Origin of the sequence: Burkholderia sp. FL-7-2-10-S1-D7 (assembly GCF_001524185.1) — a bacterium.
GTDB lineage: Bacteria > Pseudomonadota > Gammaproteobacteria > Burkholderiales > Burkholderiaceae > Burkholderia > Burkholderia diffusa.
Window position 1 is genome coordinate 20,041 of the sequence record NZ_LOWY01000013.1, and the last position, 14,943, is coordinate 34,983.

At 64.6% G+C, this 14,943-nt stretch carries 12 protein-coding genes, 1 tRNA gene and 1 pseudogene; 2 read left to right on the plus strand and 12 right to left on the minus strand.

Annotated elements, in window-relative coordinates:
* Nucleotides 1–103: 103 nt before the first annotated feature.
* A complete protein-coding gene (locus WS75_RS04315; protein ID WP_059679326.1) occupies nucleotides 104–406 on the plus strand; it encodes a DUF4148 domain-containing protein in 303 nt (100 codons plus the stop codon).
* A gap of 102 nt (nucleotides 407–508) precedes the next feature.
* Here the strand turns inward: WS75_RS04315 and cyoD are convergent, their stop codons facing one another.
* The 8 genes from cyoD to WS75_RS04355 form a co-directional block, all read right to left on the minus strand.
* Complete coding sequence (cyoD, locus tag WS75_RS04320) at nucleotides 509–841, minus strand: cytochrome o ubiquinol oxidase subunit IV (RefSeq protein ID WP_006759069.1); 333 nt, start codon at nucleotides 839–841, stop codon at nucleotides 509–511.
* Nucleotides 842–1,450, minus strand: a complete 609-nt coding sequence (cyoC, locus tag WS75_RS04325; protein ID WP_059679327.1) for a cytochrome o ubiquinol oxidase subunit III — start codon at nucleotides 1,448–1,450, stop codon at nucleotides 842–844.
* Nucleotides 1,450–3,456: a cytochrome o ubiquinol oxidase subunit I gene (cyoB, locus tag WS75_RS04330; protein WP_059679328.1), complete on the minus strand. Its 2,007-nt coding sequence runs from the start codon at nucleotides 3,454–3,456 to the stop codon at nucleotides 1,450–1,452. The genes cyoC and cyoB overlap by 1 nt, the downstream gene beginning before the upstream one ends.
* 3 nt (nucleotides 3,457–3,459) lie before the next feature.
* A complete protein-coding gene (cyoA, locus tag WS75_RS04335; protein WP_059679329.1) occupies nucleotides 3,460–4,347 on the minus strand; it encodes a ubiquinol oxidase subunit II in 888 nt (295 codons plus the stop codon).
* A gap of 251 nt (nucleotides 4,348–4,598) precedes the next feature.
* A complete protein-coding gene (locus tag WS75_RS04340; RefSeq protein WP_059679330.1) occupies nucleotides 4,599–6,125 on the minus strand; it encodes an NADH-quinone oxidoreductase subunit M in 1,527 nt (508 codons plus the stop codon).
* Between the two features lie 449 nt (nucleotides 6,126–6,574).
* Nucleotides 6,575–7,948: a hypothetical protein gene (locus WS75_RS04345; RefSeq protein ID WP_059679331.1), complete on the minus strand. Its 1,374-nt coding sequence runs from the start codon at nucleotides 7,946–7,948 to the stop codon at nucleotides 6,575–6,577.
* A gap of 199 nt (nucleotides 7,949–8,147) precedes the next feature.
* Nucleotides 8,148–8,241 (minus strand) — tRNA-Ser (locus tag WS75_RS04350).
* Between the two features lie 110 nt (nucleotides 8,242–8,351).
* Nucleotides 8,352–9,605 carry an aspartate kinase gene (locus WS75_RS04355; RefSeq protein ID WP_040144529.1) on the minus strand — a complete coding sequence of 418 codons (1,254 nt, stop codon included), beginning with the start codon at nucleotides 9,603–9,605 and terminating at the stop codon, nucleotides 8,352–8,354.
* On the opposite strand from WS75_RS04355, the pseudogene WS75_RS35190 reads away from it, so the two are divergent.
* Nucleotides 9,588–9,825, plus strand: a pseudogene (locus WS75_RS35190) (hypothetical protein); the annotation flags it as partial. The gene WS75_RS04355 and the pseudogene WS75_RS35190 overlap by 18 nt on opposite strands.
* Nucleotides 9,826–9,947: 122 nt before the next feature.
* Here the strand turns inward: WS75_RS35190 and tilS are convergent.
* From tilS to cysS, 4 genes are all read right to left on the minus strand, one after another.
* Nucleotides 9,948–11,354 carry a tRNA lysidine(34) synthetase TilS gene (gene tilS, locus WS75_RS04360; RefSeq protein WP_059679332.1) on the minus strand — a complete coding sequence of 469 codons (1,407 nt, stop codon included), beginning with the start codon at nucleotides 11,352–11,354 and terminating at the stop codon, nucleotides 9,948–9,950.
* 43 nt (nucleotides 11,355–11,397) lie between these two features.
* On the minus strand, nucleotides 11,398–12,369 hold the full coding sequence (locus WS75_RS04365) for an acetyl-CoA carboxylase carboxyltransferase subunit alpha (RefSeq protein ID WP_006478433.1): 972 nt from the start codon (nucleotides 12,367–12,369) through the stop codon (nucleotides 11,398–11,400).
* Between the two features lie 99 nt (nucleotides 12,370–12,468).
* Nucleotides 12,469–13,338, minus strand: coding sequence for a DNA-3-methyladenine glycosylase family protein (locus WS75_RS04370; protein WP_059679333.1), 870 nt, complete (start codon nucleotides 13,336–13,338; stop codon nucleotides 12,469–12,471).
* 43 nt (nucleotides 13,339–13,381) lie between these two features.
* Nucleotides 13,382–14,779, minus strand: coding sequence for a cysteine--tRNA ligase (gene cysS / locus WS75_RS04375; RefSeq protein ID WP_059679334.1), 1,398 nt, complete (start codon nucleotides 14,777–14,779; stop codon nucleotides 13,382–13,384).
* Nucleotides 14,780–14,943 lie beyond the last annotated feature (164 nt).

Below are 14,943 nucleotides of genomic sequence, written 5' to 3' on the forward strand. Positions count from 1 at the left end.
GATGCGGGTGAAACATGTTTCATCCGTGCGTCGCCCACCTGGCCCTGCGCACTGCCTACGCTGACGTCATGCGGCATCGGGCCGCGAACTCAGGAGCCATCGGATGAAACTGTCGATTACCGTCGCCTGCATGCTGAGCGCATGCGTCAGCACCGCCGCGTTCGCGGCGCCTCACCTGACGCCGCAGGAATGCAACGCCTACCCGTTCGTCCACACGCGGCACGAAGTCACGCACGCGGATCTCGTGCGCGAGCTGACCGAACTCGAACAGGTCGGCTACGATCCGGCGCACAGCAGCCCCTACTATCCCGACGATCTCGACGGCGCGCAGCGCCGGCTCGCCGCCGAATATCGCTCGGACTGCACGCGTGCACTGACGGCGGACGCGCGCACGGACACGCACTGACCGGCGCGCGCGGCGCGGCCGAAATGAGAAAAAGGCGGCACTCACGTGCCGCCTTTTTTTGCATGAAGCGCATGGAGATCGTCCGCTGCGCCGCGATGCCGTTCAGCGCGACATCATGTTCATGCTGACGTTGTGCATCACCCACAGCGTGCCGACGATCAGGATCGCCGCGGTCAGCACGGTGTAGCTGAACGCCATCACGTTCCAGCGCTGGCCGGACGAACCGTTCATGTGCAGGAAGTACACGAGGTGCACGACGATCTGCACGAACGCGAGCGCGGCCAGCGCGATCAGCGATGCGTGCGGCGACAGCACGCCGCCCATCACGAGGCCGAACGACGCGGCCGTGAGCAGAACCGACAGGATGAAGCCGGCGACATAGCCGCCGACGCTGCCGTGCCCTTCTTCGAGTTGAGACGAATGCGAATGAGCCATTTAGATCACGCTCGCGAGATAGACAAAGGAAAACACGCAGATCCACACGATGTCGAGGAAGTGCCAGAAGAGGCTCAGGCACGTCAGGCGCCGCAGGTCGCGATCAGTCAGGTCGCCGCCGCGCGATACGATCTGCCCGGCGAGCACGATCATCCACAGCAGGCCAGCCGTCACGTGCAACCCGTGCGTGCCGACCAGCGTGAAGAACGCCGACAGGAACGCGCTGCGCTGCGGGCCTGCGCCTTCCGCGATCAGGTGCGAGAACTCACGTAGTTCCATCGCGAGAAATGCCGCGCCGAGCACGAACGTCACCGCGAGCCATGCGAGCAGCGCGCCGCGCCGCTGCTTGTACGCGGCCAGCATCGCGAAACCGTAGGTGATGCTGGACAGAAGCAGCGCGGCGGTTTCGACCGCGACGCCCGGAATGTCGAACAGGTCCTTCGCGGTCGGACCGCCCGCGTACTGGTTGCCGAGCACCGCGAACGTCGCGAACAGCGCCGCGAAGATCACGCAGTCGGTCATCAGGTACAGCCAGAAGCCGAACACCGAGTGCGACGGCGGATGGTCGTCGTGCTCGAGCAAGGTTGCGCTCAAGGTTTTCTGCAACATCAGTTGGCCTCCAGTTCAACGTCGTCGACATGCGTGGCCACGCGTGCCGCCGGTTGCTTCTCTTCGATCCTGCGCACCTTCGACGCCGGGATGTAGTAGCCGTCGTTGTCACGCGAGCTGTAGATCACGAGCGTCGCGACGATGCCGACCAGGCCGCCGATGGCCATCCACCAGATGTGCCACACAAGCGCGAAGCCCAGCACCAGGCTGAAGATCGCGACCACGAGGCCCGCACACGTGTTCGACGGCATGTGGATGTCGCGGATCGTCGCCGGGTTCGGCCGACCGTCGCCGCGTGCCTTCATGTCGGCATACGCATCGAGCGTGCGCACTTGCGGGATCACCGCGAAGTTGTACTCGGCTGGCGGCGACGAGGTCGCCCATTCGAGCGTGCGGCCGCCCCACGGATCGCCCGTGGTGTCGCGGTAAGCCGGCAGGTTGCGGTTGCGGATGCTGACGACCAGTTGCAGCAGCTGGCATGCGATGCCGATCGCGATCAGCACGGCGCCGAACGCGGCGACCAGCAGCCACGGATGCCACGCCGGGTTGTCGTAGTGGTTCAGACGCCGCGTCATGCCCATGAAGCCGAGCACGTAGAGCGGCACGAACGCGACGTAGAAGCCGACCTGCCAGAACCAGAACGCGGCCTTGCCGAGCTTCTCGTTCAGCTTGAAGCCGAACGCCTTCGGGAACCAGTAGTTGAAGCCAGCGAGGTACCCGAACAGCACGCCGCCGATGATCACGTTGTGGAAGTGCGCGATCAGGAACAGGCTGTTGTGCAGCACGAAGTCCGCACCCGGAATCGCCATCATCACGCCGGTCATGCCGCCGAGCGTGAACGTGACCATGAAGCCGATCGTCCACAGCACGGGCGTCGTGAATTCGATCCGGCCGCGGTACATCGTGAAGAGCCAGTTGAACACCTTCACGCCGGTCGGGATCGCGATGATCATCGTCATGATGCCGAAGAACGCATTCACGTTCGCACCGGAACCCATCGTGAAGAAGTGATGCAGCCACACGAGGAACGACAGCACCATGATCGCGCAGGTCGCGTACACCATCGTCTTGTAGCCGAACAGCGGCTTCTTCGAGAACGTCGCGATGACTTCCGAGAAGATGCCGAAAGCCGGCAGGATCAGGATGTACACCTCCGGATGGCCCCACGCCCAGATCAGGTTCAGGTACAGCATCGCGTTGCCGCCGGCTTCGTTCGTGAAGAAGTGCATGCCGAGGTAACGGTCGAGACCGAGCAGCGCGAGCGTCGCGGTCAGGATCGGGAACGACGCCATGATCAGCACGTTCGTGCAGAGGGCCGTCCACGTGAACACCGGCATCTTCATCAGCGTCATGCCGGGCGCGCGCATCTTGATGATCGTCACGAAGAAGTTCACGCCGGTCAGCAGCGTGCCGACACCCGAAATCTGCAGCGCCCACAGGTAGTAGTCGACCCCTACCCCCGGACTGAACTGCAGCTCCGACAGCGGCGGATACGCGAGCCAGCCCGTCTGCGCGAACTCGCCGATCACGAGCGACACGTTGATCAGGATCGCGCTGACCGCAGTCATCCAGAAGGACAGCGAGTTGATGAACGGAAAGGCGACGTCGCGCGCGCCGATCTGCAGCGGCACGACGAGGTTCATCAGGCCGACCATGAACACCATCGCCATGAAGAAGATCATGATCACGCCGTGTGCCGTGAAGATCTGGTCATAGTGATGCGGCGGCAGGTAGCCGGGCGCGTTGTAAGCGAGCGCGAGCTGCATGCGCATCATGATCGCGTCGGCGAAGCCGCGCAGCAGCATGATCAGCGCGACGATGATGTACATCACGCCGAGTTTCTTGTGGTCGACGGTCGTCAGCCACTCCGTCCACAGCCACTTCCAGCGGCCGGTGATCGTCAGCGCGGCGAGGATGCCCAGCACGACCAGCCCCATGAAGGCACCTGCCCCCATGATGATGGGCTGATCGAACGGGATCGCCGATAGTGTGAGTTTGCCGAACATGCGTTACCCCTTCGTGCCGCAGGCGGCGTCCTTCAGGTCGAGGACGTGGCCATCGTTGTATTTCGCGATGATGTTGTGGAAGAGCCGCGGATCGACCGACGAGAAGTAGCGCACGGGCGCCTTCTCGCTCGGCTGCGCGACGGTGCCGTACACGGTCGCGTCGAGCCGGTCGGGCGAAGCCTTCACCTTCTGCACCCAGGCGTCGAACTGCTCGCGCGGCTCGGCGAGCGTGCGGAACTTCATGTCGGAGAAGCCTCGGCCGCTGAAGTTGGCGGACGTGCCCGCGTAGTCGCCGGCTTCGTCGGCGATCAGGTGCAGGCGCGTTTGCATGCCGGCCATCGCGTACACCTGGCCGCCGAGCTGCGGAATGAAGAACGAGTTCATCACCGAATCCGACGTGATGCGGAAGTTCACCGGCGTACCGACCGGAATCGCGAGCTGGTTCACCGACGCGATGCCGAGTTCCGGATAGATGAACAGCCACTTCCAGTCGAGCGCGACGACCTCGACGTCGATCGGCTTCACCGACGACTCGAGCGGCTTGTACGGATCGAGTTCGTGCGTGGTTTTCCACGTGAGCACGCCGAGAAACAGGATGATCAGCGTCGGCACCGTCCAGATCACGACCTCGATCGCGGTCGAGTGCGACCAGTTCGGCGCGTAGGCGGCGTTGCGGTTCGAGGCGCGGTAACGCCACGCGAACCACAGCGTGAGCAGGATCACCGGCACGACGACGATCAGCATCGCCCATGTCGACGTCGCGATCAGCGCCTTTTCCGCGGCGCCGACGCTTCCTTTCGGATTTAGTACATCTAAATTACAGCCTGACAGGCTCAGTGCTGCGCCGATCGATATCAGCGCCGCCCAGCCTCTTGAAGCTTTTCTTTTCATCACACAGCCCGAGGGTCATTGAATCCGTTGCGTATGCCCGATGCGCATTCGATCCACGAAAGTGGCCGAATCATACGTCGCGCGGGCGCGACGAAAAACCGGTGGATGCGGCAAATCATCATTGCAAAATCTGCTGTGAGACAGATTGTCGCGGGGCAATTTCACGCAGCCGGAAGGCAAGCGCGAGCCGGCCGGACGCCGCCCGCGCCAGCCCGGATGGATGTGCGCACAACGATCGCGTCGCCAGGCGATCAGCCGTGCGTCGCTGCCATGTACGCCTGCGCGGGCGCGCCACCGTCCCCTGCCGGCAGCTTCGAGTGGCTGGCGTCGTCGATCAGCCGCGCAACGGTCGGGTCGATCGCGTCGGTGAACGGCTTCGGATCGACGCCGACCATCAGCACGATCAGCGCGAGCGACGCGAACATCACGATCTCGCGGCGGCTGAGGTCGGCGAGCTTCGCGATGCGCGCGCTCGCGACCTTGCCGAACACGACGCGCTTGACCATCCACAGCGTGTACGACGCACTGAGGATCAGCGTGAGCGCCGCGACCGCGCCGATCCAGAAGTTGACGCGAATCGCGCCCATGATGACCATGAACTCGCCGACGAAGCCCGACGTGCCCGGCAGGCCGACGTTGGCCATCGCGAACAGCAGCGCGAACGTCGCGAAGCGCGGCATGACACCCGCCACGCCGCCATACGCGGTGATGTCTCGCTGGTTCGTGCGATCGACCAGCACGCTCACGCACAGCAGCATCGCGCCCGCGACGAAGCCGTACGACACGAGCTGCACGATCGCACCCTCGACGCCGATCTGGTTGAACAGGAACAGCCCGAGCGTGACGATCCCCATGTGCGCGACCGTCGAATAGGCGAGAAGCTTGCCGAGATCAGTCTGCGCGAGCGCGATCAGGCTCGCGTAGACGATCGCGAACAGCGACAGCGCGATCACGGCCGGCGCGAAGAAGTGGCTCGCGTCCGGCGTGATCGGCAGCGCGAAGCGCAGGAAACCGTAGCCGCCGAGCTTGAGCATCGCGAGCATCAGCGCCGCGCCCGTCGGGCCGTCCGTGTAGACGTCGCGCAGCCACGTATGCACCGGCCACATCGGCACCTTGACCGCGAACGCGGCGAAGAAACCGAGGAACACCAGCAACTGCGGTGCAAAGCCGAGCTGCAGCGTGCGCCATGCGTTCATGTCGAACGTATGCGACTTCGCGTACAGGTACAGCATCGCCATCAACAGCAGCAGCGAACCCGCGAACGAGATGAAGAAGAACTTCACGGCCGCGTAGACGCGCTGCTCCCTGCCCCACGTACCGATCAGCAGGTACAACGGAATCAGCGTCGCCTCGAAGAAGATGAAGAACAGCAGCCCGTCCTGCGCGACGAACACGCCGACCATCAGCCCCGACAGGATCAGGAACGACGCGTAGTACTGCGCGACGCGCACCGTCACCGACTCCCACGACGCGATCACGACGACGAGCGTCGTGAAGGCGGTCAGCACGACGAGCCACAGCGATGCGCCATCGATCCCGACGCGCCAGCCGGCGTTGAAGGCCGCCAGCCAGTTGCGGGTTTCGGCGAACTGCATCGCGGCCGACTGCGAATCGAAACCGGCGACGAGCGGCACGACGGCGGCGAGCCCCGCGAACGCGCCGACGAGCGCGATCAGTCTCGTGCGCTGCAGATGACGGTCGGAACCGGCGCGCAGCAGGCACGCGCCGAACAGGATCGGAACCCAGATCGCCAGGCTCAGGAAGGGGAAATCAAGCATGTCAACAGGCCTTGAGAAGGTCGCGCACTGCATTGGAAACAGGCGCGACGAAGGGAACGAAATCAAATCGACAGAAAGATTTCGTGAATCGCCATTGTTGGCAAAATGTAAAGCGGAATCAGCGCGAAGGTTGACGCCGCTCAAGCGCTATCGGGTTAACCAGCATAAGACGATTGATTATTTTTTGCATCGCAGCAAAGCTTCGTTTCACGATGCCCACATACACCGCTGATTTTTATGAGTAATTTTTTGTAATGCGGCGCAGCATCGATCGTGTGAATCGGTGCGATGCCGCATTTTTGTCTGAAGACCGATTCTTCGGGGCGCGGAAGGTGAATGCGGGGAACGATGAATGAGACCGATTCAATCCTTACATCGATACTTTCATTTTCACTTCAATGACGACCGATCGCCGCGATCCGGAACACCGGAAGTCGCAGCGCATTCCGTCAGCGCTGATGGCTCAGCCTGTCCCACACGCGCATCGTCACCGCGCGATAGTGGTTGTGTTGCGCGGGAAAATGGACGAAACGGCTGTCGCGCGTCGCATAGACCGGCGACGACGCGAGCGACATCGCATCGACGATGTAGCGCGCGTCGATCATGTCTGCCTCCAACAGTTCGACATAGATCGCCTGCTGATCGCCGCCGCTTGCATAGACCGACGACCGATCGTCGATATTCTCGATGCGCGCGCATATGCGCTCGACCAGTTCGTGCATCGGCGCGACGTTGCGCACGCCGATCATGCACGAGTTGATCGCCCAGGCCGTGTGATCGGTGCCGATCACGAAATCGCGGCCGTCGATCACGCTGTCGACCGTCTGCCGCTGGTCGATCGCGAGGATGTCGGCGTCGACCCAGAACACGAACGCGTGATCCGGCAAATGTTTGCGAATCAGGTGCAGCTTCGCCCAGTTCGCATCAACCCCGGCCGGCAGGAACGCGGGCGGTTCGCGATACGCGTGGTACGCATAGCCGTGTCGCGCGCAATAGCGAACAAAGTTCTCTTCGTGAAGATCGCCGTAACCGGCGATGTGCGACGTGTGCAGACTCACGAACGCGATGTCTGCATGCGGGTTCAGGTGCCGCGCCGGCTCGCGCGTTCGTTGCTGCGCGGCGCGCCAGTCGTCCATCGCGCGTGGCTGCTCGCCCCGCTGAACGCGCGCTGCATCGTCGACGAGCGCGAGCACGTAGCGAAAGTCGTAGTCGGGCGTCGGCGCCCATACGCCATCGATCTGCTGCCATTCCGGCGCGTGGTGCGCCACGAGCGGATGCGCGCCAACGACGCCATCGATCGCAAGCCCGTCGCCCCACACTGTCTGGGCCGACGCGAAATAGCCGGTCGCGAGCGGCTGATCGAACGGCAGCGGCGGGAAGTGCTCGGCAAGCAGCGTCGCCTCGCACGCATGTTGCCGCTCCGGCAGGCGCATCGCCCACTTGCCGAGCTCGACCACCAGCTTGCGCAAGCGCTCGCGCACGTCGGGCACGTTGCGAAAGATCATGCCGCTTGCGGCGGGCAACGGCGACTTCGACGTCTGCGTCGTGACGATCGCGTCATAACCGTCCGCGACATCCGGCAACGCATGCTGGCCAAACACGACCGAGAACGGATCGAGCACGAGCAGCAACGCACCCTGCTCCATCGCGACGAGCTGCGCGACGATCGCGTGGTACTTGTGGAGTACCTGCTGACGCTCGCCGTATACGTGCGTGCCGTCGACGATCGCGTGCCGGTAGCCGCGGCCCCGCGCGTAACGTCCGTGATTGTCGACAAGTCCGTCGACGGGTCGATGCGAAAGGATGGTCAGTACGGAATGCATGCGTGCCGGAACTCCGGATTGAGCCGCGCGAGGCGATACGCCTATTTAGCGCATGAGCGCCGCTCAAGTCGAGCATTGATTGGCTATCCGGACGACAGTGTGGCGACGAGCGGCGAGCGGCGAGCGGCGAGCCCGTCAGCGCGGCGGAAAAGAAAAAGCCCCGCAAGTCCGAGAACTTGCGGGGCTTTGTCACCGCTTTTGGCGGAGACGGAGGGATTCGAACCCTCGATCCAGGTTTTGGCCCAGATGCTCCCTTAGCAGGGGAGTGCCTTCGACCTCTCGGCCACGTCTCCCAAACCTTCGCTCGCACCAGGGAGGCAGTGCGACGAGAACAAGATCATATAGGGTTTGGAGCCGTTGGTCAATTTCTATGATGCATTTTCTTCAATGCACCACAAAAAATTCACGCGGCCTGATCAAGTTCGAATGCCTTGTGCAGCGCGCGGACAGCCAGCTCCATGTATTTCTCGTCGATCAGCACCGAAATCTTGATTTCGGACGTCGAGATCATCTGGATGTTGATGCCCTCTTCCGACAGCGTGCGGAACATCTTGCTCGCGACGCCCACGTGCGAACGCATGCCGACGCCGACGACCGACACTTTCGATACCTTCGGGTCGCCCTGCACGCGCTCGGCGCTCACATGGCCCTGCACCTGGTTGGTGAGGATGTCCATAGCCTTCTGGTAGTCGCCGCGGCCGACCGTGAACGTGAAGTCCGTCTTCCCTTCGACGCTCTGGTTCTGGATGATCATGTCGACGTCGACGTTCGCGTCGGCAACCGGGCCGAGGATCTGATACGCGATGCCCGGCTTGTCGGGCACGCCCATCACCGCAATGCGTGCTTCGTCGCGCTGGAACGCGATGCCGGAAATGACTGCCTTTTCCATGGTCTCGTCTTCTTCAAAAGTAATCAGGGTGCCCGAGCGCATTTCTTCGTCGAGCGCAATCAGCGGATCGGTCAGGCTCGACAGCACGCGCGTCTTCACCTGGTATTTGCCGGCGAATTCGACCGAGCGGATCTGCAGGACTTTCGAGCCGAGGCTGGCCATTTCCAGCATTTCCTCGAACGTCACGCGATCAAGACGTCGCGCCTCTTCGACCACGCGCGGGTCGGTCGTGTAGACGCCGTCGACGTCCGTATAGATCAGGCACTCTTCGGCATCCAGCGCAGCCGCGACCGCCACCGCCGACGTGTCCGAGCCGCCGCGGCCCAGCGTCGTGATGTGGCCATCCGGATCGACGCCCTGGAAGCCCGTGATGATCACGACCTTGCCGGCGTTCAGATCGGCCTTCACGCGCTCGTCGTCGATCGAGTGGATGCGCGCCTTCGTGAACGCGCTGTCGGTCTTGATCGGCACTTGCCAGCCGGCATAGCTCACGGCCTCGACGCCGATTTCCTGCAGCGCGATCGACAGCAGGCCGACGCTGACCTGCTCGCCGGTCGACGCGATCATGTCGAGTTCACGCGGGCTCGGCTGGCTCGAAATTTCTTTCGCGAGCCCGAGCAGACGGTTGGTTTCGCCGGACATCGCGGACGGCACGACCACCATCTGGTGCCCGGCCTGATGCCATTTTGCGACGCGTTTCGCGACGTTCTTGATGCGCTCGACCGAGCCCATCGAAGTGCCGCCGTATTTGTGTACGATGAGTGCCATTGTCGTTCTGAACTGAAGGAGAAGCCGCACGGGCGCGCTGGGCAGGCCGCGTTGCCGTTCGGTCACGCGGCTTGTGGCTGTGGACGGACGACGAGGGGGACGGCTGGGACGCAACACGCAAGCGTGACGGATTTTGCCCGGAAGGCCGATCAGGCCGCGCAAACCGGGTACGTCACGCGGAAAACCTGCACAAATCGCTCAAAAATCGAGCCGAGCAAACGACCGAGCGTACCCGATAGAGGCCCGCTTGACAAGCCGCTCGCCGGTTTGGCAAGCGTTCCGGCGCTGTTTACCAAATGGTGAAAACCGGCGCGCGATCGCGCGGCCGGAAGCGTGCCGGCGCTACGCGATCAGCAGGTCGGGACGCCACTCGATCCGGCGCCACCCGCCGTCGCCGGACAGCCCGTCGCCATGATTCACGCCGAGCCGCGGCACGTAGACGAGCCGGTCGCCTGCGAACAGCAGCGGCACGTCACGCTGCCAGGCCGGCACGCCGCGCTCCTGGAACAGGTTCTTCAGCGTGCGGCCCGGGCCGCCGGGCGACGTACGCAGCCGCTCGCCGCCCGCGCGCGCGCGCGCGGCAAGCGCGGCGCTTCGCAGCAGCGCCTCCGGCACCGCGCCGTCGCTGCCGGCTTCGGCCGGCGCGAATACGAACGTGCCGCGCCATGCCGGTACGTGCCAGACTTCCTGGCCGTCCCACGCAAGCGAGGATTCGGGGTGCGGCGTTCCGGTGCCGTCGTCGGCCGGCTCGGCGCTGTCGCCCGCCTCCCAGTACACGGTGTCGCGATAGAGTCGCAGACACTGCCCCGCGTGATCGATCCGCAGCGCATGCGAGTCGTGCGCGGCGCGCAGTTGCCGCATCATGTTCGCGAGCCGCCCTGCCGATGCGCCGGGCAAGCCGAGCCGGCGCATCCAGAAACGCAGCAGGTTCGCGCCGCGCGTGTCGTCAAACGCGACCAGCGCATCGCGCGACAGCGCGTGGCCCTCGTCGCGCGCGGCGCCGGCGAAATCCAGTTCGGCGAGATCGTCGAGCAGCCGTTGCGCGGCGGCCGCATGCTGGGCCGCGCGGCCCAGCGCATCGCGAAAGCCCGGGAAATGCACGGCGAGCGACGGCAGCACGTCAAGGCGCAACGCATTGCGCGCATAGCGCGTATCGCTGTTCGATTCGTCGTCGATCCACGTCAGTTCGCGCTGCGCCGCGTAGCGCTCCAGTTGCGCGCGCAACAATCGCAGCAGCGGTCGCACGCGTTCGACGCTCGCACCGTCAGGGCGATAACGCGGTGCCATCGCGGCCAGGCCCGCAATCCCCGCGCCGCGCAGCAACTGCAGCAGCACGGTCTCCGCCTGGTCGTCCGCATGCTGCGCGACCCAGAGCGCGGCCACGCCATGACGTTCGCACATCGCGTCGAGCGCCGCATAGCGGCGCTCGCGCGCGGTCGCCTCGACGCCGAGGCCGCTGTCGCGCGGCACGTCGACACGCTCCGATTCGAATGCGACGCCGAGTCGCTCGGCCGCCTCCTGCGCATGCGCGACCCATGCGTCGGCGTTCGCACTCAGGCCGTGATGCACGTGCAGCGCGACGCAGCGCGATGCGCCCGCCACGCGCACGGCTGCGTCGAGCAGCACGGTCGAGTCGAGGCCGCCGCTGTACGCGATCGCGATGCGCGCATTGGCCGGCAAATCGGCAAGCGCAACGCCGACCGCGTCGAGAACGACGCGGTCGGCGGAGAATTCGGTGGAGGGGATCACGAGACGGACGCGCGCCGGACGGCGCGCGATGTGAACACGCCGGTCATGCGCCGGGCGTGGTTTCCTTGAACTTGCCGTAGGCCATCAGGCGCTCGAAGCGGCGCTCGCGCAGCGCATCGATGCTCATGCCCTGGAACTGGCGCAGCGAATCGGCGAGCGCACGGCGCAGCAGCGCGGCCATGCCCTTCGGATCGCGATGCGCGCCGCCGAGCGGCTCGTTGATGATCTTGTCGATCAGGCCGAGCGCCTTCAGGCGATGCGCGGTCAGGCCCAGCGCTTCCGCGGCCTCGGGCGCCTTCGCGGCGCTCTTCCACAGGATCGATGCGCAGCCTTCCGGCGAGATCACCGAGTAGGTCGAGAACTGCAGCATCATCACGGTGTCGGCCACGGCGATCGCGAGCGCGCCGCCCGAACCGCCCTCGCCGATCACGGTCGTGATGATCGGCGTCTTCAGTTCGGCCATCACGTACAGGTTGCGACCGATCGCCTCCGACTGGCCGCGCTCTTCCGCGCCGATGCCCGGGTACGCGCCCGGCGTGTCGACGAACGTGAAGATCGGCAGCCCGAATTTCTCGGCAAGACGCATCAGGCGTTCGGCCTTGCGATAGCCTTCCGGACGGGGCATCCCGAAGTTGCGCGCGGCGCGTTCCTTCGTGTCGCGGCCCTTCTGATGGCCGATCACCATGCACGGATGGCCGCCGAAGCGCGCGAGACCGCCGACGATCGAAAGATCGTCCGCGAATGCGCGGTCGCCATGCAGTTCGTGAAAATCGGTAAACAGTTCCGCAACGTAATCGAGCGTGTACGGACGCTGCGGATGCCGCGCGATCTGCGAGACCTGCCACGGCGACAGATTCGCGTAGAGGTCCTTCGTCAGTTGCTGGCTCTTCTTCGACAGCCGCTCGATTTCTTCCGAAATATCGACAGCCGAGTCGTCCTGCACGAATCGCAGCTCTTCGATCTTGGCCTCGAGTTCGGCGATCGGCTGTTCGAAATCCAGAAACGTGGTCTTCATGTGTTCGAATCCTTGGGTCTTGCAGCAGCGCGTATTCTACCCGCGCGGGCGACGTGCAAAACCGGTTCTCAACTATTGATGTTTAAAACCCGATAGCCGTCAATCGGCGCCGGCGTCCGGCGTGTCGAGACTGCGCCACATGTACCAGGTCGCGACGGTACGCCACGGCTCCCAGTTGGCGGCCACTTCACGCGCCTCGCTGCGCGTGACGGGCTCCCCGCTGAAGTAATTGACGCTGATCGCACGGATCAGGCCAGGATCGTCGAGCGGCAGCACGTCCGGCCGCGACAGGTTGAAGATCAGGAACATCTCGGCCGTCCAGCGACTGATGCCGCGGATCTGCGTGAGTTCGTCGATCACGTCCTCGTCGTCCATCGACGTCCATTTGTCGACGTGCAGCGCGCCGGACACGAAGTGTTGCGCGAGATCGAGAATATATTCCGTCTTGCGCTTCGACAATCCGCACGCGATCAGCTTGTCCGCGCCGAGCCGGATGACCGGCTGCGGTGCGAGTTTCGGACACGCATCCTCGATGCGCGCCCACAGCGCCTGAGCGGACGGCACCGAGATCTGTTGGCCGACGACCGAACGCGCGAGCGTGACGAACGGGTCGCCGCGCTTCACGAGATGTGCGGGGCCGAATTTCGGGATCAGCTTCTTCAGGATGCGGTCGCGCTTGACGAGATCGGCGCACGCCTTGTCCCAGTATGCGGGACGCACGGCACCATCGGCGCCGTCGACTGCCGCATCGGCTGAACGCACCTTGCGGGCCGCGTCGGCGGCCGCCATCGCGACCTCCGGCTGCGCCGCATCCGCGCCCTTCCCGCGCGCTGACCTCGCATGACCGTTGAGCGCGCCGTTCGGCACGGCGCGCGTCGCGTCCGCCTTCGCCGCTGGCGCGCGCTTGGCCGCCGGACGCGCGGCGAGCGGAGTCGCGCGCCTGACCGGCGCTTTTCTGGCCGTTGCCATCTTGCCTCCTACCTGACGGATCGGTCAGTGGAACGCACGGCGCTCATACGCGACGCCATTCGGTCGATCCGCCCGGTTTGTCTTCAAGTGCGATACCGGCGTCGAGCAGTTCCGCCCGAATCCGGTCCGCTTCGGCATAGTCCTTCGCTTGCTTCGCCGCGACACGCGCGGCGATCTTCGCTTCGATTTCGTCGGCTGCGACCCCGCCTGCCTGTGCGGCACCCGTGCCCTGCTGCAGGAACACGCGCGGTTCGCGGCCCAGCAGGCCCAGCAGGCCCGCCAGTTGTTTCAGTTGCCGCGCGAGCGAGGCATCGCGCGTGCGGTTGACTTCGCCCGCCAGCTCGAACAGCGTCGCCACCGCGACCGGCGTGTTGATGTCGTCATTCATCGCGGCCGCGAAACGCTGCGCATGCGGCTCGTTCCAGTCGAGCACGAGCGCGTCCGGCTCGACATCCTTCAGCGCCGTATACAGGCGCGTGAGCGACGCGCGCGCATCGTCGAGATGCACGTCGCTGTAGTTGAGCGGCGACCGGTAGTGCGTGCGCACGATGAAGAAGCGCATGACCTCGGCGTCGTAGCGCTCGAGCACTTCGCGGATCGTGAAGAAGTTGCCGAGCGACTTCGACATCTTCTCGTTGTCGACCTGCACGAAGCCGTTGTGCATCCAGTAGTTGACGAACGTCTCGCCGGTCGCGCCTTCGCTCTGCGCGATTTCGTTCTCGTGGTGCGGGAATTGCAGATCCTGCCCGCCGCCGTGGATGTCGAAATGGTTGCCGAGCAGCGAGCAACCCATCGCCGAGCACTCGATGTGCCAGCCCGGGCGGCCCATCCCGTACTTCGACGCCCACGAAGCGCCCTCCGGCTCGTCGTCCTTCGCGCGCTTCCACAGCACGAAATCGAGCGGATCCTGCTTCGCGTCGTTCGCGGCGACGCGTTCGCCCGCGCGGAGGTCGTCGAGCGACTTGCCCGACAGCTTCCCGTAGTTCGCGAACTTGCGCACCGAGTAGTTGACGTCGCCGTCGGTCGCCTGGTACGCGTAGCCATTCGCCTCGAGCGCCTCGATCATGCCGAGCATCTGCGGGATGAACTGCGTCGCGCGCGGCTCGACGTCGGGCCGCTGGATGCCGAGCGCGGCTTCATCCTCGTGCATCGCGTTGATGAACCGGTCGGTCAGCGACTTGATCGTCTCGCCGTTCTCGACCGCGCGGCGGATGATCTTGTCCTCGATGTCGGTGATGTTGCGCACGTACGTGACCCGATAGCCGATCGCACGCAGCCAGCGCTGGACGAGGTCGAACACGACCAGCATGCGCGCGTGGCCCACGTGACAATAGTCGTAGACGGTGATTCCGCATACGTACATCCGCACTTCGCCGGGCTGGCGCGGCACGAAAACTTGCTTGTCACGCGCGAGCGTGTTGTAGATGCGCAGTGATTCCATAGAGATGAACCGTGAGCCGAAGGAAACCGCCCTGGCGAAGCTCGCCCAGCATGCGAAACGGACGGACCATCTGCCGCGGCGCCAGGCCGCGCGTCCTCGATTCACATGGGGCGGTCAGGCTGCAAGCACAGCGGTGACGGCCACGAGAGGCTAAGAAAGACTGT